Raw genomic sequence first — 22,520 nt, 5'->3', positions numbered from 1 at the left:
TCTTTCTTTTTCTTATGGAAACAAGAATATCACCTGAGTTGGGATTGAAAAATGTATCATATTTTCGACCTTTGAATCAAGGTGAACCACCCGTCAGAAAAGAAGCCCCCATACCAGGCGAAATGATGGAAACCAAACAAGAAAGACGAATCCAAATGGCATCAAATGCAGTCCTGCCGAACCAAGCAGCTGAGACATTTCGTGTCAAAGGAGCTGTGATTGACATTCAAGCTTGATCATTCTTTATAGAGAAGTTCAATCCAATGTCCGTCTGGATCCTTGATGAGTAGTGACTCACCCCCTTCGATAGGAATCGGTCCGTGAACAATAGGAATGCTATTTTTCTCTAATTCGATGATGGCATCTGTGAAATCATCCACATCCAAACTAAAGGAAATGGTAAACCCAGCAGGATTATTTATAGGAAACTTATAATTTGGAATATAATTGAACTTTATGATGATTCTATCGATTTCTAACAATGCGTATTTGTCGTTTTGTTCTAACACATCACAATCGAGGATTTCTCGATAAAACTCAACTGCCTTCTTTAGATTAGCAGTTCCTAAGCTTATATGGTCAAAATTTTCTATAACTATCATAGATAGACATAAATTCATTTGAAATTATTTTTTCAATCTTTATTAAGAATTTTTTTAAAACGTCGAAAAGCATCCCAATGAAGAAGCAAAATCATTTTAATTACTTAATAATTGCTTTTTTTATCGTCTTTCCCATTTTCGCTTTTGAATTTCATTTTGAGTCTGATGATATTTATATCATAGAAAAACAGCATAAAATCCAAAGCCCACTTCAAACCAAACAGGAAAAACATAAAATTTATTTAAGTGTTGAAAACATCCAAAATCAATCCTTTACCCTATCAGGAACTTTTACTACCTACAGTCGAAATCCACATAAAGAAGAAACCTATAAGAAAGAAGAAGAATACCCATCTAGATTTATTCTTTATTCCAATGGAAGTTATCAAGTTGAAAGAAATGTAAAGTATCCAAATTACCTAGGCATCCCAACTTTTCCAGAGAAGAAAAATCCATTACCCAAAGAATGGAAAAAACCCGCCTATGAAATCCTTTGGCTTCCCGAGTGGAATTTAAAAATCACTATTCCCTTTGAAGTTCATTACCATTATGAAGGGATAGAAGAGAAAGAATACTTTGGAGAAAAAACTCACGCTCATAAAATCAAATTTCACTACCGAATCCATCATCGAGTGGTGCCAGCAATCGGTCCGATTGCAAAAATCATGGGGAGCTCCGAAGGAATTTTGTATTTTTCAGAAAAATATCAAATCCCCATTTTCGATGAACAAAAACTCTACTATGAATTCCATTTAAAAAACCAACAAGTTCTTAGAGAATTTATTGAAATCGAAAGCACATATCGAAAAATCAAAAAACTCAAAAAAGAAGAATTAGCAAAACGAGTTGAAAAAGAACTCGAGGACTTCTCTATTCCGATTGAACCCAAAGAAAATGGAGTGGAAATCAACTTAGGAAATATTCTTTTTGATTTTGATTCTTATAAAATTAAACCGGACGCTTATCCAGTTTTAGAAAAAATCTCTGAGGTTCTAAAAAAACTTCCCGAAAGAGAAATTCAAATTTACGGTCATACCGACAACATCGGGGATGAAGATTACAACTTAGAGCTATCCGAAAAACGTGCAAAAGCCATTGCTGATTTTTTGAAAGATAAAGGAATTCCTCCAGAAAGAATATCTTATAAAGGAATGGGATCTCAAAAGCCTTTGTATCCTAATGATACTCCAGAAAATCGTGCTAAAAATCGGCGAGTGGAAATTTTTATCCCTTCTGAATAAAATCTAATTGATGACTTAAATTTCTTTTATATCGTGATTCTATGTTTATCATTGATGAAATCATTAATTTTGGTGTTAGATTGATCATCCGATTTTATCAGTTTTTTATTTCTCCAATGATTACGTTTTTATTTGGTCCTGTTTGTCGTTATACCCCTTCTTGTTCTGAATACTCTTACTTGGCATTTAAGAACTATCCTTTTTTGATAGCTCTGTATTTATCGATTAAGAGAGTCTTGAGTTGTCATCCCTTTAACGAAGGAGGAGAAGATCCTTTACCTCAAAAGTTTGTCCTTCATATTGGAAACAGAGAATACAACTTCCATGCTAAACACTTCTATGAAAATCAAACAACTCAAAATTGAGTTTGTTTTTTTAGTTTTTCTTTTTGCCTGTGGGACCAACACAAGCACGCCAGTATTTCCCATCTACACGTTTTATCCTGTAAACTCTCCTGCCATAGTGGATGTAAAACCTGTTGAAATACAACAGAACAACCAAATAAGAATAGAATTCGATATATATTATTATGTGACTAATACTGAAGATGAATTTGTAGGCTATAATTTATACATCTCCACATCGACCATATCACCTGATTTAATTCAAGCTGGTATTGGAATCTCTCCTTATTTGCCTCAAGGCTATGAACCTACTTTTTTTCACACCAAAGACGAAGTCAGTGTGGAATCATCAAAAATCCAGAAGAAACGTGTCCCGAACTTAAAACCCCATCCCTCAGAAATCCCCTTCCAAATCTGTGAGCGATACTACTTTCGCTTGAGAGCTGTTCTTCGAACTGGGATTTTATCTTCCCCGGGTCCTGAGATATCCGCTTGTGCAAAGAGTAGTTTTCTACCTTGTCCGAAAGAAACTGCTTGTTATGAACCATGAGCTTACAAAAACCTGGCTTATACATCATTTCTACACCGATTGGTAATTTAAAAGACATCACCTTGCGAGCTCTTGAAACTTTACAAGAATGTGATGTCGTCTTAGCAGAAGATACAAGAAAAGCCAAAATCCTATTCCAAACTTATAAAATTGATTCTCCCCTCAAATCCTTTCGTATTCATCAAATCCGTTCGGATATAGAATTTGCCAAAAACAAACTCACAGAAAAAAAAGCTGTGGGGTTTATCACCGATGCGGGAACACCGGGGATTTCTGATCCCGTGTCTCATTTAGTTCGTTTTGTTCGAGAAAATCTGCCTGAAGTTCCCATAATTCCCATTCCCGGTCCATCGGCATTATCTACAATTTTGAGTGTTTCTGGCTGGCAAACCAATCCTACACTATTTCTTGGTTTTTTGAGTTCAAAAAAAACAAGACGAAAACAAACTCTTTTAGAATACAAAGCCTTTGAAGGCTGTATTGTGATATTTGAATCAGTACATCGCGTCTTTGAACTTTTAGAGGAAGTAAGGGAAGTTTTCCCAGAAAGAGAAATCCTGATTGGCAGAGAAATGACAAAAAAGTTTGAAAACTTTTACTTGTTTCCCCCCTATCAGCTCGATAAAAGCATGATCCCCCCAAAAGGAGAGTTTACAATTTTGATTGCACCTAGTAAAGAAAAAAAAAGTAGTCCCTAAAAAATGCTTTATAAAATTTTTCAACTAACCGATACTAAGTTTGAGGTATAGAAATATGAACATTGATAAAGTTAGTGGTATTAGTCCTATTTATGAACCTAAGAAGGCTGGTAAAACAAACAGTATTGAGCCAGTCACAGCGAAAAAAGATACCATTCAGATTTCCGAAGAAGCAAGAATCCAACATCTAATCAACATCGTAAAAGAACAAGCGAAAAGCGTTGATACCCAAAAAATCCAAGAAGTCAAAGAAAGATTGAAGTCAGGATTTTATGATACGGATGAAGTATTAAGAAAAGTCGCAGAAAACCTATACGATTTTTCTCACACATTACTTCAAGATATCCGAAACCAACAAAACAAAAAAGATTAGTTTGTATTCACTTTATAGCGTTGAACTTCCGTAGCTACTTTTGTAGCTATCTCATTATAAGCCTCTACTATTCTTTTATTGGCATCTAAATTCAATAAAATTGGTTTTCCTATTTCTCCTGATTCCATGATGGTTGTTTCTAAGGGAATAGAACCCAAAAAGGGAACTTCGTATTCTTCTGCAAAATGCTTCCCACCATTTTTTGAAAAGATATAAGAAGTCATTCCGCAATGAGGACAAACAAACTCTGACATATTTTCGATAATGCCTAATACGGGTATATTCACTTTTTGAAACATTCCAATCGCCCGTTTGGCATCTTGAATGGCTACGGTTTGAGGAGTTGTTACCACAATTGCACCATCCACCTCCACATATTGAGCTAAAGATAGTTGCACGTCACCTGTTCCAGGAGGAAGATCAATCAATAGAAAATCTAATGCGCCCCAGTCCACTTCGAATAATAATTGTTCCATTGCTTTACCTAACATAGGACCTCGCCAAATTACAGCCTGACCGGGTTCCAAAAGGAAAGAAAAGGACATGATCTTAACACTATATTTCACAACAGGATATACTTTTGATTTTCCATCTCCGTATAAAGGAACTCTTCCTTCGTAGCCAAACATTTTTCCAATCGAAGGACCATAGATATCAGCATCTAAAATCCCAACATCATACCCTTGATTCATAAGAGCTATAGCTAAATTCGCAGTAACGGTAGACTTACCTACTCCGCCCTTTCCTGAACCTATCAGAACAATGTTCTTTACGTTTTGTATTGTATTTTCTAATTCCTCAGGTTTGATACTTTCATCCAAAGTGAATCGAATTTTGTATCCCTTGGGAAGACCTGCTTGATTAAGTATCCCTCGTAGTTGGGCTTCAATTTGGATTTGAGCTTTTCGATCATCATCAGGGGATTTTAGATGGATTTTTAAAGTTCCTCCTTCTTCTTCGATTTTGTCAAACATTCCTAACTCGAATAATGTCATTTTGTAGGTTGGATGTTCTACTTTCTTTAGGGAATTTTTCACAATCTCTTCGATTTGATGCAAATTCATGATGTAAAGAAAAGCAAATACAAAACATTGACAATCGTTTTCTAAAATTTTCAAATCTAAGTCATTAAACTAATATTTCTGAGTTTCGAATACAATTTTTTTCAATCCAAGTCAAGTTAAGTAAAATCTAAGTAAAATCAAGGAAACATTCCTAAAATCTCAATATCTCTGTTAAACTTTGTTTTTCACACTCATTTATATTATGATGTGTATCTACATAAAAATAAAGAACATCAGGAATACCAAATAATGACTCTTTTTTATTGTGAAACTTCATGATAAATCGCTTATAGGGGAAACCAAATTTATCTAAAAATTGAAAGTTGATACCAATCACTGATTCTTGGTAGTGAATTTTCAAATCTGTTTGTTTTTCCCATTGTTTGAGGCATGCAATCACTTCTTGTTGAGAACGAAACTTTATGGGATTTTCATAACTTCCTTTTTGGGGAGAAGGAATTTCATCTAAGGTTTTACAAGTTCCAAACAATCCTAAGAAAATTAAAAAAATCTTAAAAACCTTCATTCTAAAACTACAAAATTATTCTAAACCTAAATAAAATCGACAACAAAAAAATTTAAAAATACTTGTATTTATGGAAATTTTGGGGATGAAAATCAAAGTATATGGAAGAGTGCAGGGAGTAGGATATCGACAATTTGCTGTAATGATGGCTAGACAATACAATATCGAAGGGACCGTAAAAAATCTCTCAGATGGAAGTGTAGAATGTTTTGCTAAAGGAACGAAAGAAAACTTAGAAAAATTCCTTCAAGCCCTCAAAAAAGGACCACCCTTATCAAAAGTTAGCAAACTCGAAACAGAGTCAGTACCACCAAAATTGATTCCAGCAGGTTTTGAAATCATTTATTGATTGCCATAAAAAAAAAGATTAGATTATTTTGTAAAAAATAGAATAGGAGTTATTCTATGAAAGAAGTCAGTACACAAGGAAAAAAATATTTCACATCTGATATGACTGTTGGAGAAGCTTTGTCCTTACACCCGGATGCAGCACTCGTATTTGCAAGCTATCACTTAGGAGGCTGCTCCCATTGTTCCATCAACGAGTTCGAAACCATTGAACAAGTTTGCATAGGATATGGTGTTCCTTTAGAACAATTCTTAGATAGCTTGAATAATTTGTTAGAAGATTAATACATCATCCCTTTTTACAGGGATGATAGATTTTCTACCAAAGCAAGGTTCTTATCAATGATATCTTGTTCTAAAGAATAATCCATCATTTTTCCTTCAAGATAAGATTCATACGCAGAAAGATCTAAATGTCCATGACCTGAAAGGTTAAAAATTATTACTTTCTCTTGATTTTCTTCTCTACAACGGATTGCTTCTACCATTGCTGCGTGAACGGCATGAGTAGATTCGGGAGCTGGAATAATTCCTTGAGTTTTAGCGAATTCAACAGCTGATTGAAAACATTCTCTTTGATGATATGCTATGGGTGTGATGATTCCATCCAATACCAATTGACTTACTAAAGGCGCTGCTCCATGATAACGTAAACCACCTGCATGTATCGGAGTTGGAACAAATTTGTGTCCTAACGTAAACATAGGGATCAATGGCGTTAAGCCAACAGTATCGCCAAAATCGTAAGTAAACTTCCCTCTCGTAAGGGTAGGACAGGCGGCAGGTTCAACAGCAATCACCTTTATTTTGTGTTTCCCCGCAAGAATGTCCTCAATGAAAGGAAAGGTAAAACCCGCAAAATTCGATCCACCACCAACGGATCCAATCAAAACATCCGGTTTTATTCCTAATTTTTCGAGTTGGATTTTTGCCTCAAGTCCAATGATGGTTTGATGCATCAAAACATGATTCAAAACAGAACCAAGAGAATACTTTGTATTTGGATTCTTAATGGCTACTTCAATTGCTTCGGAAATGGCAATTCCCAGAGAACCCGGTGAATCAGGTTGCTCACTTAAGATTTTTCTTCCTGATTCTGTCAAATCCGATGGCGAAGGAATTACTTTAGCGCCATACATTTGCATGATGGTTTTTCTATATGGCTTTTGATGATAGGATACTTTCACCATGTAAATTTCACATTCCAAATCGAACAAGGAACAAGCAAAAGCTAAGGAGGAACCCCATTGACCTGCCCCTGTTTCGGTGGTAATTTTTTTTACCCCTTCTTTTTTGTTGTAGTAAGCCTGAGGCACTGCCGTATTTGGTTTATGGGAACCCGTAGGAGACACCCCCTCATACTTAAAAAAGATCTTTGCTGGTGTTTGTAAGTATTTTTCCCAACGAGCTGCACGAATGAGGGGTGCAGGTCTCCATAAGCGATATATATCCATCACTTCGCCTGGAATTGAAATCCATTTTTGTTTGCTCATCTCTTGCTCAATCAATGCTACTGGGAATAATGGCAACATATCATCAAAGGTGATGGGTTGTTTCGTTGCAGGATGTAAAGGCGGCTTTAATGGTGATTTTAAGTCCGCTTGGATATTGTACCAAACATCTGGCATTTCTTTTTGAGATAAAAAAAATAGATTTTCTTTTTCTATTTCCTTAAGCACTGAGTCCATTGATCTCCCCTTTTAAAGTGATAAAAAGTGATAATTGAAATAAAAAAAGAGCACTACTTTTGTAAAGAAAATTTACTAATCGTATGCTTCGATTAACTTTTTGATTTTTTCTTCTTGATTCGTTTGTTTATAGTATTTTAGTAATTCATCTAAGTATTTTTGTTTTTTCTCAGGATCTTCTTCTTCAAAAAGTTTTTGTAGCAGCTCTCGTTCTTGTTCTGTTTCGGCTTCTGGTATCACCATGGGAGAACCAACCCCCATCTTCTGGTTTTCAATGATAGGTTGTTGTTTTTGCATCAAATCATCAAAAAAATAAACAACACTAAAAACAACAAACACCATCAATGCAGCAGCATAAAACCATTTTTGTGAGAAAAATTTCCATCGATGGGAACTTAATGTTTCAACATTTTCTTTTTTAAAATAAACTTGATTTTCTTCTCTCTCAATGGCTTGGTTCAATTTACGAAAAAATTCTTCCTCATCAGGAAGATTTTCTTCTACTTTTTTTCGAAAAATATAACCCAATTCATTAAGAGCTCTTTCAAGCTCATCATCATTGATCAAAAGTTCTTTCTTCTCCATAGGCTACAAAACTAAAAGCATGATGATCTTCAGAAGAAAATAATCTTTTTGTTTTTGTATCATTTTTTTTAATTTCTCTTTCACATGGTGAAGTCTGCTTTTGACAGTTCCTAATTTGATTTTTTTCACTTCTGAAATTTCTTCATAACTCATGTCGTTATAATACCTCATCATAATCAGTTCCTTTTCTTCGTCGTCTAGTTTTTCTATCATTTTATTTAGACTTTCTAACAATTCCTTTTGTTCTTGCTCAAATGTATATTTTTCTATGTCTTCTTTCGTAATTAGTTCAAAGAAAATATCAGAGTCTAGGCTTTGAGATTTTTTGAGTAATCTCTTTTGATGATCAATCGATTTGTTCCGAACAATTTTATAAAGCCATGTTTTTATTGAGGAATTTTTTTTGAACTTATGTAAATTCAAATACGCAGAAATTAGGGCTTCCTGCAATGCTTCTTTAGCATCATTTTGATTTTTCAAAATCGAAAATGCAACAGCAAAAAGATCATTATAATAAGGTTTTATGAGTTTTTCGAATTTTTGACTCTTTTCTTTCAGAAGCTGACTTTGGATGATTTCATCAATCAATCTAAATTCTTCTTCTAACGAATATTTCCATAGCCTCTCCATTGTTTAGATAGCAAAAAAAAATTCTTTTTTTTCGTCAATAGTTAATTTTTTTTTCTTTTAAAAACTCTATCACAAAACCCTCAATCAATAGTAAGCTAATTCCAACAACAATCACGCTATCAGCAAGGTTAAAAGTAGGCCAGGTATCCCAAGCAAGAAAGGACAAAACAGGAATATCCGAAAAACTTTCCCACCCAAACCAAATACACTCAACAAAATCTACTACCCCACTAACATAACCTTTTTTAGGAAAAATAGAAAATACCCATTCCCTTGTATCAACAGACTTGATAAAAAGCTTATCAATGAAATTCCCCAATGCACCAGAAAAAATTAGCATCCAAGAAAACCCATTCCCAAATTGGTAGTGTTTCCAACGATAGAAAAACAAAAACACAATTGCAGAAAACGTCAAAAATATTCCCAATGTTGGAACAGAAGGTCCCAAACCAAATATAAATCGATCATTAAAAACCAAGCGAAATTTGATGTATTTTCCATCTTCCCCTAAGATTGGAATGTAAGGGATTCCATTCAGCAAAGCATGAAAAGAACTATTCTTTACATTTTCTAACTGATGATAAGTTAAATGAAAAACGAGATGATCAGTCATCCATTTTTTTGAAAAAAGATCCATCATCACAATCAAAATCATTCCTAAAATCCACCATGGAGGATAAACTTCCAATAAGGGCTTTTCGAAATGCTTTTTCCAAAAACTTTGAATTTGTTTCATTTCTTGCCTCATTATATAATACAAGATGCTTCGTCAAACAAGAAAATCAACGTGTGATTTTTAGTTTATACTGATCGGTATACAAACTCAAATTTGGGTTTACCACCAATGCCGTAGCATAGGCATCAGCAATCGTGCAGGAAGGACCAAAAACACTTATCGTCATAGCCTCTGATTCTTGAGAAATCTCACCAAAAGGATTCCAAATATGCTTTTTTGCATAATTACCCGAAGAAGCCAAACACGTATTTTGAAGAAACAAAAACTCATCAATTTCTTTTTTTAGTAGATCCGATTTTGGAGACTCAATCCCTACCCTCCAACCTTTAGGGCTTTTTTTGGGAGCTCTACCCACACAAACTTCTCCACCCCATTCCACCAAAAAAGTAGTCAAATTCTTTGATAATAAATACGCTTTGATTTCATCCACTGCATAGCCTTTGGCAATGGCATTAAAATCAAATTCCACAAAAGGAAATCGTTTCTTGATTTTGTAGAAATTACTTTCCTGTTCGACTGAAAACATATCACAGAAGTCATTATGTTTTCCTTTCACAAGAAGCTTTTTTGTTTTTAGTTGATTTATAGTTAATCTACTGTAGGGGAAAAAATAACCACCAGTGAGCTTGCAAATTTCTTTTGCTAAAACAAATAATTCCATTTCTTTTTTTGTAAAATGAGCTTCTTGGTTTCGATTCAAACGATTGATTTTGCTTTGAGACTCATACAGAGAAAAGGCATGATTGATTTCCTTGAGGATTGCATAGATTTTTTTTAATAGTTCTTCTTCGTTGAACTGTTGATTTTCTTTTTTTTCTATTTCTATGACCACTGTGAAGGTTGTTCCATAAACCCAATCCTGTTTTTGAAGATATTGAATTTCCGATGAACTCCTGCACGAGAAAATCAATACCCCAATCAAAAGAATTAATGTCTTTTGGAGTAGCATTCTAACCCTTCAATTGAAATAAGTAGTGGTGTTTTCATAATAAAAAAAATCTTTTTGAGATCAAAGAACATGTTTTGGGAAAATAACTTTCGAATTCTTAAGATTTCTCGGAAATCAATCTTCACCATTGGATATAAATTCAAAAACAAAGGCTGTTTTTCTGTAAGTTTTAGGTCCTTTTTAATCATGGCAATCGTTTCGTTAAAAGTAGTGATTTCATCTATTAATCCCGCTTCTTTAAAACGCGTTGCAGAATATACTCTACCTTCTGCAAACTTTTTCACATAGGAAATATCTTTTCCACGTCCTCTGGCTACCCGATCTAAAAATACTGAATAAATTTCTCTCGTGGAGTTTTCTAATAGTTTTTTTCCTTCTTCTGTTAGATCCATAGCTTCTGAAAAAATCTCAGAGGTTTTATCAAACATGAGTTTGGATTTTTGAATCTTTAGCTTTTTGTAGAGTTCTTTTAAGTTGGGGCGCATACGCAAAACACCAATAGAACCCGTAATGGTAGAACGATACGAAAAGACTTTGTTCCCCCCACAAGAAATATAATATCCCCCAGAAGCAGAAACATCTGCTTGTAGCACATAAACTGGTTTGATTCGAGATAACTTTCGTATTTCTTGAAAGAGTAATTCACTGGCATCGCTCATCCCCCCAGGACTATTGAGATAAATTAACACGGCTGATTCCGGTGATTCCCTTAATTCTTGTAAAATTTTCGCGTATCCTTTGGAGTTGATGGCATTTGATCTGGGTTCGTCTTCTTCATCTCCTCTTAGAATGATACCATCCATCACAACAATCGCTAATTGCTTTTTTCGAATTTGTGGAAACAAAGTGATTTCTTTTCTTCTTTGAACTTTGTAGAACTGTTCAAACTCCATTAATTTTCTTGTTGGTTTTTTCATGGAAGTTTCGTTGGTTTCTTTAGGTAAAATGTCTCCTTGTCCTTGAATGGAATGTTGGATTTCGTTGGGTATGGTGGGATTACTCTGACTTTGAACGAATTCTCGAAATTGAACTTTATCCACCAAATCATGGATAAAACCAAGAGATTGTAGCTCTTTTGCATTGATGATGGATTGTTTGAGAAATAAATTCCATAGTTTTTCTTTTTGTTCTTGAGACAATCCATGAGAACGAAACAACATGTCTTGTATGATTTTTCTTTGATCTTGTATAAGTTCTATAAAATTTTCTTTTGCATAAGGTGAGATCTTGTTTCGCGTGTAGATTTCTCCAGCACTTTTATATTTCCCCATTGCGTAGACTTCTAAACGTATGCCAAAGGACCTTAAAAAATCTCCTAAGTAAAATTGATCAAGTTTAGGAAGTAGAACGGAAAACTGTGCCCAATCACCCGCATAGCGATAATGACAAACCGAAGCCACCAAAAGGGTTTTAATCCCCCCTTCTTCGATATAGGCATAAAGTGTCTTTCCGCTATTTTTGATTTTTTCTAATAAATGGACAATATCTTCGACTTGAGTGAATGATAAATCCTCAATTGATGGGATTTCTATTAACACATTTTTGATTTTTTTTTCTTTCGAAACCTTTTCTAAAAGAACCAAAAAGAAAAAATAATTGATTTCTTTTTTGTCAAAAAAGAAACGCAAGAGTCCTGCTTTATGATAAAAAGAAAAACTCGTTGGGATTTGAAGATACAAATCACGTTCTTTCATCAAGAGATATCTTGATTTATAATAGACAAAAAAAACCAACCTAAAGGGGAAAAGAATCAAATAGAACAAAATCCGAAGCATATTGCCAAAAATTCATCAAAACAAAGAATTTAAAGTATTTTTGATGTCATCTAATTGAAATGATTTGACTTAATATTACTTATAAAAAACCTAATTTCAACTCTGGAGGAATGAATGAAGCATATCTTATCTATCACAGTTCGGAACAAACCAGGAGTGATGAGTCATGTTTCTGGTCTTTTCACACGTCGTGGATTCAATATTGATAGTATTGCTGTGGGAGAAACACCTAATCCCGAAATTTCTGTTATCACTATTGTTATGATGGGGGACGAAAATACCGCCAATCAACTCAAGGGGCAGCTACTCAAATTAGCGGATGTTTTAGATGTGCGAATATTGAATTATTCTCAAGCCGTAATACGAGAATTGATCCTACTGCGTATCAAAGTAATGCCTGATAAAAGAAGTGAGTTTTTTGGAATCATTGAGATTTTCAATGGAAAAATCCACGAAATCCACGAAAACACGATTCTAATTGAAGTCCAAGGCAATCCACGTCAAATCAATAGTTTATTCAAAGTTTTGAGCGAATACGAAATTTTAGAGATTGCAAGAACAGGTCAAATCGCTCTTCCCATGTATACAGAATGATATGAAAAAAACATCGATTCTTTATGATGAGTTCTTGGAATTTGCTAATAACATTTATCACCGAATTCCCTATCATTACGTCCTCGAGGAATTGAATTTTAAATACGAAGAGTATGTTTCTTTTCTCTATCGAGAATTTTCTATTTATCAACCTCCCGATTACTTTGACAAAGAAAATTTTGATCTTTTGATTGAAATATTGAAATATAACAAAAAACAAAATTTATTGAATCATTTAAAAAGTTTAGGCTTTTTCTTTTCTCAAGAAGAACTATGGGACTGGTTAGAATACTATATTTCCATCACATTAGCATTTTTAGAAAATCATGAAGTTCGATATGAAAGTTTGCAAACGAGTGTTTCTGCTTGCACTGATGTATATGAAGGCTTGATGTTTTATTTTAACTTGAATTTCGAAGAAGAATTATTTTTTCGAAAAGCTGCTGAAATCTTTCTTTCGAAAAAAAACATCAAACCCAACGATTTTAATTTGTATATCCTCAATCAATACATCCAAGATTGTTTTGAACGAAAAATCATCTCCGAAAAAAATTTATATCATAATTTCTTCGAAAAACTAAAAAGAATTTGCTTACAAAATCAATGGATACCAAATGACGAAAAATTTCAAAAATCCAAAACCAAAGAACAAAACGAATATTTAAAAATCTTAGAAATCTCAGAACTTCCAAAAACCAAAGAAGAATTAAAACAAATTTATCATAATTTACTGAAAAAATATCATCCTGACAAAAATCCTAATGGCTTAGAAAAAACTAAAGAAATCATTTTGGCATATACAAACATTTTGCAAAAATATTATGAAATTTTATAAATTGTATTTAATATTTTTTCTAACTTCTACTCTATTAGCAAAACCAAATTGGATTTCGGACCTAGAAAAAGCGAAAGAATTAGCACAAAAAGAAAAAAAACCCATTTTTGTGGATTTTTATTCCAAAACATGTCATTACTGCAAAGTCATAGAAAAAGAAATCTATCATTCAAAAGAATTTCAGAAGTTTTTAAATCGATTTGTATTTGTTCTTATTGATGGAGACAAACACCCAGAGATACCGGATAGATTCCATGTTCATGGATATCCCACTGTGATTATATTTGATTCCAATCTTTATGAACTTGGTCGAATTGAAGGGTATTTTTCCAAACCCATATACATAGATCGAGTAAATTCAATTCTAAAAAGAGCTACTTATCATGAAGAACTCATAGCTAACACTCAAAAAGAATCAAAAAATTATTACTATTACTTTCAATTAGGTTCTTATTACTTTCAAATCAATGATTTGGAAAAATCAGAAGAATATATCTTAAAAGCTCATCAAGTGCTATCTCCAAATGATCAAAATTATTACCAAAACAGAAAAAATCTTTTATACAATTTAGCTGTGATTCAAACAAAAAAAAGGGACTACAAAAAAGCTTATAGTTACTGGAATGCTTATCTTGCTTGGTTAAAAAGAGATGATCCTGATTTTCCCTTAGGAATGTATTACAAAACAATCAGTTTTCTATATAAAAACTACACCCAACGTCAGGATCACAAAGAATTGTTTTACTCCTTAAAACCTGACGAACAAAAAAAGTTTTTGGAAGAACTCAAAAGAACCATCAAAATTCTTCCCGAGTCCCCAGAGAAAGAACAAGCAAAAAAAATTCTTTTCGAAATCGAGTCTTAAAATATATTGTAGAAGTAATCTCAAGAAAACTATGAATACTCAAACAGAACAAGCAATTCAAAGAACAATTGAAAAAAGTGAAAAAGATTTGGTTTATATTTTTGACACCACGTTGAGGGATGGAGAGCAATGTCCAGGTGCGGCAATGACAGAAGAACAAAAAGTAGAGGTTGCCCACCGATTAGAAGCCCTGGGAGTTGATATCATTGAAGCGGGCTTTCCCATCTCGAGCCCAGTGCAGTTTCGCGCCGTCCAAAGGATTGCTAGAGAAATCGAAGGTCCCATCATTGCCGCCTTAGCAAGAGCTGTACGAAAAGACATAGAAGTTGCCGCAGAAGCCCTCAAGGACGCCAGAAGAAAAAGAATTCATACTTTTATTGCCTCAAGCCCCATTCACATGAAATACAAACTTGGACTTGAACCCAACAAAGTGATAGAAAAAGCCGTGGAAGCTGTCAAGTGGGCAAAAGACTACACTCATGATGTGGAATTTTCCCCTGAAGATGCTACTCGAAGTGAAAAAGAGTTTTTAGTAGAGCTCATTTCTCGAGTGATTGAAGCTGGTGCCACTGTTATCAACATCCCCGATACCGTAGGTTATACCACTCCCGACGAGTATTACGAACTTTTTCGTTATTTAATCCAAAAGTGTGATCATGCTGATAAAGTCATTTTCAGTGCACATTGTCATAATGATTTAGGGATGGCAACAGCGAATAGCTTGGCGGCAGTCCGAGCTGGAGCAAGACAAATCGAATGCACCATCAATGGTATCGGGGAACGCGCAGGAAATACCGCCTTAGAAGAAGTTGTCATGGCAATCTATACTCGTGGTGAATACTTCAAAGTACGAACCAACATAAAGACCCAAGAAATCATGAAGACAAGTCTCTTGGTTCGAACAGTAACGGGAATGGTGGTTCAACCCAACAAAGCCATTGTGGGAGATAATGCGTTTGCTCATGAGTCAGGGATACATCAAGATGGAGTGTTGAAAAATCCTCTAACATACGAAATCATGACTCCAGAGTCTGTGGGACTTCCCTCTAATCGGATTGTTTTGGGAAGACACAGTGGAAGACATGCTCTTAAAGATAAACTCACTCGATTGGGTTATACCTTTGATGAAAAACAATTTGAAGAAATCTTTCAGAAATTCACTGAACTTGCAGATAAAAAGAAAGAAGTCTACGACGAAGATATTTTAGCCATTGTTGATGACGCCACACGAAAAAGATTAGGGAATCGCTATGAAATCATAAAACTCCATATTTTCACTGGGAAAGGAACTACTCCTACAGCCACAGTGAAGTTAAAAGACAATGAGTTAAAAGACGAAAATGGAGATCCAATCGTATTGACTGAAGCCGCAACGGGAGACGGTCCCGTCGAAGCTATTTGCAATGCGATTGACCGTATCACGGGAATCCAAACGAAAATCAAAAGCTATCGCCTCCAACCTATCAGCGAAGGAACAGACGCACAAGCTCAAGTAAGTGTGCTCGTTCAGATCAAAAATAAACTCTATGCTGGAAGAGCAACATCCACAGATATTTTAGAAGCTTCTGCCTATGCATATTTAGAAGCTGTAAATAGATACTCCTCCAGCGAGATGAGTCATGTGCAGTTTCCCCAAGAGGGAGATACCGTGTAGATGAAGATCGAAATTCATCCAGAGATTGTTCAAAAACATAATGTTTCAGGTCCGAGGTATACAAGTTATCCTCCTGTTCCGAATTTTTCTTCAGATGTTGGAGAAAAAGAGTATATTGAATATTTGAGTTCTCATAAAGTAACTCCAAAGATTTCGTTATACTTTCACATTCCGTTTTGTAAGAGCTTATGTTATTATTGTGGATGTAATGTTGTAATAACTCAAAACCAAGAAATCATTGAGCGATATCTGAAATACTTAAAAAAAGAAGTAGAATTGGTTTTGTCTTATTTGAAAAGTGATCATGTGGTTCATCAACTCCACTGGGGCGGTGGAACCCCAAATTTTTTGTCTCTCAATCAAATCGAAGATCTTTTTTTATTCATCAAAGAGCACTTTGTTATTGATCCTCACGCTGAAATCAGTATAGAACTTGATCCCCGAACTACGAAAAAAGAACAATTACAATTACTCAAGAACTTAGGATTTAACCGCATAAGTTTTGGTGTTCAGGATATAAACGACGAAGTTCAAGTTAGTGTCCATCGAATACAACCAGTTGAACTCATAGAAGAATTATACTACTCTGCCCGAGATTTGGGATTTGATTCTATCAATATGGATTTTATCTATGGTCTTCCCTATCAAACTAAAAGTTCATATGAAAACAATCTAATAAAGATATTAGAATGGAAGCCAGATCGATTGGCGTTTTTTAGTTATGCTCACGTTCCATGGATAAAGAAGCACCAAAAATTAATTCCTTTGGAGAAACTCCCCTCTCCATTAGAAAAAATCCAAATCTTTAAAAATATCGTAGAAACCCTTACTGAGAATGGTTATATTTATATCGGACTTGATCATTTTGCAAAACCTGAGGATGAATTATCCAAAGCATTTTTGCAAAAAAAACTTCATCGAAACTTTCAAGGATACACTGTTTTAGATTCTATGGATGTGATTGCCTTTGGGATTACAGCCATAGGACAATTCCAAAACTTATATATTCGTAACAAAAAAGGATTAGAAGAATACCGAAAAACTCTGGATCTTAACAAACTTCCGATTCATGATGGTTATCAGATGAACTTCGATGATATCCTTCGAAGGGACGTAATCCTGAAAATTATGTGTAATTTATACGTAGATTTCAGTGAGATTGAAGAAACATATCGTATAAAATTTTATGAATATTTCCATAATTCAATTCAAAAATTAAAACCCCTCATTGAAGATGGGCTTATAGAAATTGAAAACCACCAATTAAAGATTTTACCCAATGGAAGACCTCTAATCAGAAACGTAGCTATGGCTTTTGATGCTTTCTTGGAAAACAAGAAAGATCAAAAGCCCATTTATTCGAAAACCATTTGATTTTTATGTTCGTTCATCAATAGGAATATACTTTTTGTTTAAATTCCCTACGTAAACTTGCCTTGGACGATAGGATTTTCGATCCGGATCTTCTCGTTGCTCAGACCAATGAGCTAACCATCCTGGTAATTTACCAATTGTTCGGATAACATTATTCATTTTTGGAGGAATTCCCAAGAGCTTAAAGATCAACGCTGAATAAAACTCTACATTCAAATACAAGTTCATTTCCTTGAAGAGGGGATGATTAGAAACATAATCTTCGACTTCTAAAGCTTTTTTGATAATAGGGTCATTCGCAATTGTGGGATCCTTTTGTAACTTCAATTGATAATAGTCTTTAAACAACCTTCGGCTGACTCTGGCACGAGGATCTTCCGTTTCATAAGCTGGATGTCCTAAACTGTTGAGTTTCAATTGCCTCTTACCGTAGAGAAAATCTCGAAAGTATACTTCTGGAGTTAAGTTTTTGTTAATCATTTCTTCTAGCATCACAATTGGTGGGACATTTGCGTCAGATTCCCTCGATCCCCAAAGAGAACAAATACCAGCATTTATACATGCAAATAAATTTGCCCTTCCACTTGCTACAATCCGCACTGTTGTTGTTGTAGCATTCATCTCATGATCAGCATAGAGTATAAGAACTTGATTGAGTATCCGATCATCTATTGGATCTACTTGATAAGGTTCAGCAGGCGTAGCAAACATCATATTTAGAAAATTCGTGCAGTAGGGTAATTCATCACGAGGATATATGATAGGTTGTCCAACACTTTTCTTGTATGCCCAAGCAGCTAATGTCCGAACTTTGGCTAATAATCTGATTCGTATATCAATGCCTTTTTTCATGTTTTCTTCAAATGACAAAGGATAATACGCAGAGAGAGCTGTTACTAATGTAGCCAAGATTGCTAACGGATGTGCTGTGCCAGGGAAAGCATCGAAGAAAAGCCTCATGGATTCATGTATCATAGAGTGCTTACTTAATTCCAAAGAGAACTTCTTCATTTCCTCCTTAGTAGGTAAATGACCATAAATCAATAAAAATGCCACTTCTACAAATGTAGATTTTTCAACAAGTTCCTCTACATCATATCCACGATAGTAAAGCTTTCCATTTTTAGAGTCAATATAACTAATTTGGCTTTTGGCAATGGATGTGCTATTTAATGCTGTATCAAAAGTTGTGATATTATTCTCTTGATTAAAAAAACGAATATCTATAGCTTGTTTTCCGTCTGAACCTTTAATTAAAGGCAATCTAATGAACTTACCATTGATTTTAATTTCTGCATAATCCATGTTAAAGTTTTTTCCTTTCTTTCTTTTTATGCAATCCTTTTTTTAAATAGGTTTTTAATTCTTTGCAAAAGCATATCTTCACTTTGATGATCTTTTAGCATCTTTTGTTTTGTTTCTGCAAGACTATAAACCAAAGGAACTTCTCTCTTTCTTTTTTTCTGAGAAGAATAGGCTTTTCCGATTTCTTGGTTTTTGAACCTAAAAGAAAACTCAATTAATAAGTAGTGTTTTTGGATTGACCTTAAATTGAAATCCCCACCTAAAATTCTCAAATTTTCTTTGATGATTTTTCCTAAGATCCACCAACCCTCATTATCAATCAATTTTTCTTTAAAGACATTATAAACTCTACTTATAATCTTATAATTCTCACTATGAAAGAAAAAACGAAAATATACTTTTTGTTCATCATTTATCACAACTAAATTTTTATTCTTTATCCCTTGGAAACCTGGAAATTCAAAAAACCTTACTAGTAACGAGTTTACTAATTCTAAACTGGTTTCTATTTTTATATCCTTGTCAATTTTGATGGTATAAAAAATTTCTTTTTTTCCTAAGATTTCTACTAAAAACTCTTTTAATTCAACTTCTTCATAAGACTCTGGTTCTTTGATAGTTTCAAGTCTACTCAATTCTAGGATATCATTAAGACGATTTTCCATGTCTTTTAGCTTATGTATCATGGCTTGAATTTGATTTGGAGAAGATTCTTTTATAGACATTGATTGTAAATTTGTTAAAAAATCCAAAATAGGCTTTTTTAGAAGTGTCAAAATATATTGAAAGATGTTCGTTTGAAAAACATCCAATAGTAATAGCTTCTGATTTTTCTCTTTGATTTCCCTATGAGTCTTTAAAAAATTTATTGCTATAAGTAATGAGGGAAAAAAGAATAATACCATTCCTACTTCATCGAAAAGAGAATAGTTAGTTTCAAAAAACTCATAGGTATAGATTTTAATGACTAAATACAAAATAAATATTAACCAATAAGCAAAAAAAACAAAATCCTTTATGTGAAAATCCCAAATTATCTTCAAGTATTTCTTATAAATAAAACTCAAAAAAATAATTCCTAATAATGGTGCCCAAAGGTAGTTTAAAATCTTTAGTTTTTCAGCTCCCATAAGATTGATGGTGAATAGAAAGAAAAATAAAAATACAGATATAACAATATCATAATGTTTAGCTTCAATTTCTTGATATAAGTATCTTAGAAAAAACCTTCGATAAAGAAAAGGAACAAATATCAACAGAGAAAAAGCAAAGGATTGTATTAATTTTGGAAAAGGAACTTCTCTTAATAATAACTCACTACTTCCCAATATGCTAAATCCTATTATAATGTTATAAAGTGAAAGATATATTGAAAAAATCTCATTCCGGCTATGAACAAAAAACCCCAATAGAAACAAACCTACACCAATCATTAAAATTGCAAAAATGAAATATTCAGTATAAAAAAATAAGTATTTTGGATACAGTTTTGAAAATTCGTTTATTTCAGTTGTGCCATATATACCACTTGCTATTGGATGGACAAGAAAAATGCGCATAGCAATCACATTGTTATCTGTTCGATAGAGATTCATGGGTAAAGATATAAAAATATTTTCTTCTTGATGTTGTTTATTCGAGTCATAGATTAAAACTTCATTAAAATAGATCTCAACTGGAACGTTGATACGTGTAATTAAAAAGGCATATTGGGAATTTTTATCAATCGTAAATTCTTTTCTTAACCAAACAACTCTTGATTTTGTTGTAATGAATTCATCAAAATTAATTGGTATCTGAATTTCACTCCAATTCGTCTTTGATTGAAGTTCTATATTTTCTTTATCATCTTTTAAACTGATTTTCCATTCTTCGGCATTTGTAGAAGAAAGAAAAACGAAGAAAAAAAAGAGAAAATTTTTGAATTTCATTGAACTTCTCTCAGTGATGGAATTTGAACTTCAAAAATCGTATAAAAAAACGGCTTTGAGTCAACAGAAACGGTGCCATGTAAAAATTCCACAGCTTCTTTTACTAAAGTAAGACCAATTCCAGCACCAGGAATAGAATGGTCATGCCCTCGATAATACTTAGTGAATATTTTATCAACTTGATCTTTCGCAATCCCTATTCCATTATCAGTGATTTTAAGAATCAATATATCTTCATATTGGTTTTCAGAACTTCCGATTTCCACATTACATCCAACAACATCTTTAGAGTAAAGCAATGCATTTTCTAGCAAATGATATAAAATAAACTTAAACAAATTTATATCCATCCAGAAAAAAGCTGATGGTATTTCTGCTTGAATTCGATGCTTTTTTTGTTTAGTAGTTCTTAAAACTAGTTGTATGATTTTTTCTATCTCTTCTTTTAGGTTAATTTTTGCTGGTTGTGGGATATATTTTTTCTGTTCAAGAGAAGTTAAGATTTGCAGACTTTCTAAAAAAACCTGAGTCTTCAATATAGAAGATTCAGGATCCTTTTTTTGTTTTATATTTTCTTCCAGCTCGGCAAACATTGAATGAAATTTACTGGAAACATTATAAATAATATTGAGTTTTTGTTTTTCTGATTGTTTGATTCTTACCTCCTGTTGATGATAAAGTTCTTTTAGCTGAGTAGCTCGCTTTGATAATTGAATAGCAAAACTAACAAGAAAAACAGAATATCCAAATACAAATGTTTTTGGAAAGGAAAGAAGTTCAATCGTAATCAAAATATCCATTGCGATAAAAGGAATCATACTCAATATCCCGAACCAAATATATGCCAATTTTTTTCGAATTTCTATTTGTAAGAAAAGTCTTAGAACTTCGACAACAGCTACCATCAAGTTAATCAGATTTATATAAGTGATAGCGTATAGAACCAAAGTTTTGTAAGTATGAGGCACTAAAGATGAAACTAAAGTAATTACGAACAAGAAAAGAGAAAAATATCCAACAAAGCGATAAAAAAACGTAAGCCTTGTATTTAGTAAAACTTTCAAAAATGTCAAAAACAAAAATGGCAAAGGAATCAAAAGGAGCAACTCCACTACATATGAAAGAAGAAAATTCTCGAATAAATGATAACGGAATCCTTCAATGATAATGTGATAAAAACTCAAAATTATCGTAAATAAAGAAAAATAAAAATTTGCAGGCTCTTTCGTAAACCAACCATAAATCATAAAGAAAACCGAGGTAATCAAGTAAGTGATACTAAAAACTAAGGCAAAAAATTCATACTTTTGCTTTTTGGCTACTGGTTGAGAAGTAAAATACAAAGTAGGGACATCAGGCAAACCTGCCTCACTCCACGTTCCGTATAATCGTATAGCAACCACATTTTGATTTTGAATTAAGCTGGGAGGCACTTCATAAATTCGCCTTTCAGAAAAGTCAGGTATTTTTTTTTCGAAGTCTCCCAAGCCACCTATTTTTTGTCCGTTCCAATAAACCTCATCGATTTCTTTTACTTCCCCTAAATCAAAATAGAGTTCCTGCGGGATTTCGTAAAATTCAATCGAACAACGCAACCAAATCTCTCCTATATAGTTTTCCAAAACATCAATATCTTTCCACAAGAATGGAACTGAGACCCTTGTCCAATCACTATCATCGATATTCGGATTAGAAGCAATATTCCCAGAACCTTTAAAAAATTTCCACTTTCCTTTGAGTTCTAAATAGGGTTTTTGAAAATCATACACACGAAATATACAATCGCCCCACATAGGTGTGAAAGAAAAAAATAAAGGCAAAACCAAAAAAAAGAAGAACTTCATCCAAACAAT

The 22,520-nt window shown here is 33.6% G+C and carries 25 protein-coding genes; 13 read left to right on the top strand and 12 right to left on the bottom strand.

What is annotated here, in order from left to right; all coding sequences use genetic code 11:
- Window positions 1-14: 14 nt before the first annotated feature.
- Window positions 15-236, top strand: a complete 222-nt coding sequence (locus NZ853_03995) for a hypothetical protein (protein ID MCS7204837.1) — start codon at window positions 15-17, stop codon at window positions 234-236.
- Here NZ853_03995 and NZ853_03990 read toward each other — a convergent pair whose 3' ends face one another.
- On the bottom strand, window positions 237-602 hold the full coding sequence (locus NZ853_03990) for a VOC family protein (GenBank protein MCS7204836.1): 366 nt from the start codon (window positions 600-602) through the stop codon (window positions 237-239).
- A gap of 77 nt (window positions 603-679) precedes the next feature.
- On the opposite strand from NZ853_03990, the gene NZ853_03985 reads away from it, so the two are divergent.
- From NZ853_03985 to NZ853_03965, 5 genes are read left to right on the top strand one after another with little or no spacing between them, the layout of a single operon-like run.
- A complete protein-coding gene (locus tag NZ853_03985) occupies window positions 680-1,843 on the top strand; it encodes an OmpA family protein (GenBank protein ID MCS7204835.1) in 1,164 nt (387 codons plus the stop codon).
- Between the two features lie 41 nt (window positions 1,844-1,884).
- Window positions 1,885-2,208, top strand: a complete 324-nt coding sequence (gene yidD, locus NZ853_03980) for a membrane protein insertion efficiency factor YidD (GenBank protein ID MCS7204834.1) — start codon at window positions 1,885-1,887, stop codon at window positions 2,206-2,208.
- Window positions 2,183-2,737 (top strand): hypothetical protein, encoded by a 555-nt coding sequence (locus NZ853_03975; GenBank protein MCS7204833.1) that lies wholly within the window; start codon window positions 2,183-2,185, stop codon window positions 2,735-2,737. Before yidD ends, NZ853_03975 begins: the two co-directional genes overlap by 26 nt.
- Entirely contained in the window at window positions 2,734-3,435 is a 702-nt protein-coding gene (gene rsmI, locus NZ853_03970; GenBank protein MCS7204832.1) for a 16S rRNA (cytidine(1402)-2'-O)-methyltransferase, read from the top strand. The genes NZ853_03975 and rsmI overlap by 4 nt, the downstream gene beginning before the upstream one ends.
- Window positions 3,436-3,490: 55 nt before the next feature.
- A complete protein-coding gene (locus tag NZ853_03965; GenBank protein MCS7204831.1) occupies window positions 3,491-3,808 on the top strand; it encodes a flagellar biosynthesis anti-sigma factor FlgM in 318 nt (105 codons plus the stop codon).
- Here the strand turns inward: NZ853_03965 and NZ853_03960 are convergent.
- Both NZ853_03960 and NZ853_03955 read right to left on the bottom strand, forming a co-directional pair.
- The gene (locus tag NZ853_03960) at window positions 3,805-4,872 is read right to left on the bottom strand and encodes an Mrp/NBP35 family ATP-binding protein (GenBank protein MCS7204830.1); all 1,068 of its coding nucleotides are present in this window, start codon (window positions 4,870-4,872) and stop codon (window positions 3,805-3,807) included. The genes NZ853_03965 and NZ853_03960 overlap by 4 nt on opposite strands.
- Before the next feature lie 151 nt (window positions 4,873-5,023).
- Window positions 5,024-5,398, bottom strand: coding sequence for a hypothetical protein (locus NZ853_03955; protein ID MCS7204829.1), 375 nt, complete (start codon window positions 5,396-5,398; stop codon window positions 5,024-5,026).
- Window positions 5,399-5,468: 70 nt separating this feature from the next.
- On the opposite strand from NZ853_03955, the gene NZ853_03950 reads away from it, so the two are divergent.
- Window positions 5,469-5,747, top strand: coding sequence for an acylphosphatase (locus NZ853_03950; protein MCS7204828.1), 279 nt, complete (start codon window positions 5,469-5,471; stop codon window positions 5,745-5,747).
- Window positions 5,748-5,803: 56 nt separating this feature from the next.
- Window positions 5,804-6,031 carry a DUF1858 domain-containing protein gene (locus tag NZ853_03945; GenBank protein MCS7204827.1) on the top strand — a complete coding sequence of 76 codons (228 nt, stop codon included), beginning with the start codon at window positions 5,804-5,806 and terminating at the stop codon, window positions 6,029-6,031.
- A 14-nt stretch (window positions 6,032-6,045) separates the two neighbouring features.
- Here NZ853_03945 and NZ853_03940 read toward each other — a convergent pair whose 3' ends face one another.
- From NZ853_03940 to NZ853_03915, 6 genes are all read right to left on the bottom strand, one after another.
- Window positions 6,046-7,434: a TrpB-like pyridoxal phosphate-dependent enzyme gene (locus NZ853_03940; protein ID MCS7204826.1), complete on the bottom strand. Its 1,389-nt coding sequence runs from the start codon at window positions 7,432-7,434 to the stop codon at window positions 6,046-6,048.
- Window positions 7,435-7,509: 75 nt separating this feature from the next.
- Window positions 7,510-8,019 (bottom strand): hypothetical protein, encoded by a 510-nt coding sequence (locus NZ853_03935; protein MCS7204825.1) that lies wholly within the window; start codon window positions 8,017-8,019, stop codon window positions 7,510-7,512.
- 3 nt (window positions 8,020-8,022) lie between these two features.
- Window positions 8,023-8,649: a sigma-70 family RNA polymerase sigma factor gene (locus NZ853_03930; GenBank protein ID MCS7204824.1), complete on the bottom strand. Its 627-nt coding sequence runs from the start codon at window positions 8,647-8,649 to the stop codon at window positions 8,023-8,025.
- A gap of 34 nt (window positions 8,650-8,683) precedes the next feature.
- Window positions 8,684-9,385: a signal peptidase II gene (locus NZ853_03925; protein ID MCS7204823.1), complete on the bottom strand. Its 702-nt coding sequence runs from the start codon at window positions 9,383-9,385 to the stop codon at window positions 8,684-8,686.
- Window positions 9,386-9,431: 46 nt separating this feature from the next.
- On the bottom strand, window positions 9,432-10,334 hold the full coding sequence (locus NZ853_03920; GenBank protein MCS7204822.1) for an FAD:protein FMN transferase: 903 nt from the start codon (window positions 10,332-10,334) through the stop codon (window positions 9,432-9,434).
- Entirely contained in the window at window positions 10,313-12,028 is a 1,716-nt protein-coding gene (locus NZ853_03915; GenBank protein MCS7204821.1) for a S49 family peptidase, read from the bottom strand. The genes NZ853_03920 and NZ853_03915 overlap by 22 nt, the downstream gene beginning before the upstream one ends.
- Before the next feature lie 195 nt (window positions 12,029-12,223).
- Between NZ853_03915 and ilvN the strand changes: the two genes are divergently transcribed.
- The 5 genes from ilvN to hemN are packed head-to-tail and all read left to right on the top strand — an operon-like array spanning window position 12,224 to window position 17,431.
- Window positions 12,224-12,703 carry an acetolactate synthase small subunit gene (ilvN, locus tag NZ853_03910; GenBank protein MCS7204820.1) on the top strand — a complete coding sequence of 160 codons (480 nt, stop codon included), beginning with the start codon at window positions 12,224-12,226 and terminating at the stop codon, window positions 12,701-12,703.
- Window position 12,704: 1 nt separating this feature from the next.
- Window positions 12,705-13,538, top strand: a complete 834-nt coding sequence (locus NZ853_03905; protein ID MCS7204819.1) for a DnaJ domain-containing protein — start codon at window positions 12,705-12,707, stop codon at window positions 13,536-13,538.
- On the top strand, window positions 13,525-14,403 hold the full coding sequence (locus NZ853_03900) for a thioredoxin family protein (protein MCS7204818.1): 879 nt from the start codon (window positions 13,525-13,527) through the stop codon (window positions 14,401-14,403). The genes NZ853_03905 and NZ853_03900 overlap by 14 nt, the downstream gene beginning before the upstream one ends.
- A 31-nt stretch (window positions 14,404-14,434) precedes the next feature.
- The gene (locus tag NZ853_03895; protein MCS7204817.1) at window positions 14,435-16,057 is read left to right on the top strand and encodes a 2-isopropylmalate synthase; all 1,623 of its coding nucleotides are present in this window, start codon (window positions 14,435-14,437) and stop codon (window positions 16,055-16,057) included.
- Window positions 16,058-17,431 (top strand): oxygen-independent coproporphyrinogen III oxidase, encoded by a 1,374-nt coding sequence (gene hemN / locus NZ853_03890; protein ID MCS7204816.1) that lies wholly within the window; start codon window positions 16,058-16,060, stop codon window positions 17,429-17,431.
- 3 nt (window positions 17,432-17,434) lie between these two features.
- Here the strand turns inward: hemN and NZ853_03885 are convergent, their stop codons facing one another.
- From NZ853_03885 to NZ853_03875, 3 genes are read right to left on the bottom strand one after another with little or no spacing between them, the layout of a single operon-like run.
- On the bottom strand, window positions 17,435-18,736 hold the full coding sequence (locus NZ853_03885; protein MCS7204815.1) for a citrate synthase: 1,302 nt from the start codon (window positions 18,734-18,736) through the stop codon (window positions 17,435-17,437).
- 26 nt (window positions 18,737-18,762) lie between these two features.
- Window positions 18,763-20,667 (bottom strand): hypothetical protein, encoded by a 1,905-nt coding sequence (locus NZ853_03880; protein ID MCS7204814.1) that lies wholly within the window; start codon window positions 20,665-20,667, stop codon window positions 18,763-18,765.
- Window positions 20,664-22,511 (bottom strand): HAMP domain-containing histidine kinase, encoded by a 1,848-nt coding sequence (locus NZ853_03875; GenBank protein MCS7204813.1) that lies wholly within the window; start codon window positions 22,509-22,511, stop codon window positions 20,664-20,666. The genes NZ853_03880 and NZ853_03875 overlap by 4 nt, the downstream gene beginning before the upstream one ends.
- Between the last annotated feature and the right edge of the window lie 9 nt (window positions 22,512-22,520).

It is taken from the genome of Leptospiraceae bacterium (assembly GCA_025059995.1).
GTDB lineage: Bacteria > Spirochaetota > Leptospiria > Leptospirales > Leptonemataceae > SKYB61.
Note: the sequence above shows the minus strand (reverse complement) of the source record. Positions and strands in the feature narration are given on the sequence as shown.

Excerpts from the sequence above, each read along its gene's own strand:
- NZ853_03995 (MCS7204837.1), top strand. The coding sequence starts at position 15 with ATGGAAACAAGAATATCACCTGAGTTGGGATTGAAAAATGTATCATAT.
- NZ853_03990 (MCS7204836.1), bottom strand. The coding sequence starts at position 602 with ATGATAGTTATAGAAAATTTTGACCATATAAGCTTAGGAACTGCTAAT.
- NZ853_03985 (MCS7204835.1), top strand. The coding sequence starts at position 680 with ATGAAGAAGCAAAATCATTTTAATTACTTAATAATTGCTTTTTTTATC.
- yidD (MCS7204834.1), top strand. The coding sequence starts at position 1,885 with ATGTTTATCATTGATGAAATCATTAATTTTGGTGTTAGATTGATCATC.
- NZ853_03975 (MCS7204833.1), top strand. The coding sequence starts at position 2,183 with ATGAAAATCAAACAACTCAAAATTGAGTTTGTTTTTTTAGTTTTTCTT.
- rsmI (MCS7204832.1), top strand. The coding sequence starts at position 2,734 with ATGAGCTTACAAAAACCTGGCTTATACATCATTTCTACACCGATTGGT.
- NZ853_03965 (MCS7204831.1), top strand. The coding sequence starts at position 3,491 with ATGAACATTGATAAAGTTAGTGGTATTAGTCCTATTTATGAACCTAAG.
- NZ853_03960 (MCS7204830.1), bottom strand. The coding sequence starts at position 4,872 with ATGAATTTGCATCAAATCGAAGAGATTGTGAAAAATTCCCTAAAGAAA.
- NZ853_03955 (MCS7204829.1), bottom strand. The coding sequence starts at position 5,398 with ATGAAGGTTTTTAAGATTTTTTTAATTTTCTTAGGATTGTTTGGAACT.
- NZ853_03950 (MCS7204828.1), top strand. The coding sequence starts at position 5,469 with ATGGAAATTTTGGGGATGAAAATCAAAGTATATGGAAGAGTGCAGGGA.
- NZ853_03945 (MCS7204827.1), top strand. The coding sequence starts at position 5,804 with ATGAAAGAAGTCAGTACACAAGGAAAAAAATATTTCACATCTGATATG.
- NZ853_03940 (MCS7204826.1), bottom strand. The coding sequence starts at position 7,434 with ATGGACTCAGTGCTTAAGGAAATAGAAAAAGAAAATCTATTTTTTTTA.
- NZ853_03935 (MCS7204825.1), bottom strand. The coding sequence starts at position 8,019 with ATGGAGAAGAAAGAACTTTTGATCAATGATGATGAGCTTGAAAGAGCT.
- NZ853_03930 (MCS7204824.1), bottom strand. The coding sequence starts at position 8,649 with ATGGAGAGGCTATGGAAATATTCGTTAGAAGAAGAATTTAGATTGATT.
- NZ853_03925 (MCS7204823.1), bottom strand. The coding sequence starts at position 9,385 with ATGAAACAAATTCAAAGTTTTTGGAAAAAGCATTTCGAAAAGCCCTTA.
- NZ853_03920 (MCS7204822.1), bottom strand. The coding sequence starts at position 10,334 with ATGCTACTCCAAAAGACATTAATTCTTTTGATTGGGGTATTGATTTTC.
- NZ853_03915 (MCS7204821.1), bottom strand. The coding sequence starts at position 12,028 with ATGAAAGAACGTGATTTGTATCTTCAAATCCCAACGAGTTTTTCTTTT.
- ilvN (MCS7204820.1), top strand. The coding sequence starts at position 12,224 with ATGAAGCATATCTTATCTATCACAGTTCGGAACAAACCAGGAGTGATG.
- NZ853_03905 (MCS7204819.1), top strand. The coding sequence starts at position 12,705 with ATGAAAAAAACATCGATTCTTTATGATGAGTTCTTGGAATTTGCTAAT.
- NZ853_03900 (MCS7204818.1), top strand. The coding sequence starts at position 13,525 with ATGAAATTTTATAAATTGTATTTAATATTTTTTCTAACTTCTACTCTA.
- NZ853_03895 (MCS7204817.1), top strand. The coding sequence starts at position 14,435 with ATGAATACTCAAACAGAACAAGCAATTCAAAGAACAATTGAAAAAAGT.
- hemN (MCS7204816.1), top strand. The coding sequence starts at position 16,058 with ATGAAGATCGAAATTCATCCAGAGATTGTTCAAAAACATAATGTTTCA.
- NZ853_03885 (MCS7204815.1), bottom strand. The coding sequence starts at position 18,736 with ATGGATTATGCAGAAATTAAAATCAATGGTAAGTTCATTAGATTGCCT.
- NZ853_03880 (MCS7204814.1), bottom strand. The coding sequence starts at position 20,667 with ATGAAATTCAAAAATTTTCTCTTTTTTTTCTTCGTTTTTCTTTCTTCT.
- NZ853_03875 (MCS7204813.1), bottom strand. The coding sequence starts at position 22,511 with ATGAAGTTCTTCTTTTTTTTGGTTTTGCCTTTATTTTTTTCTTTCACA.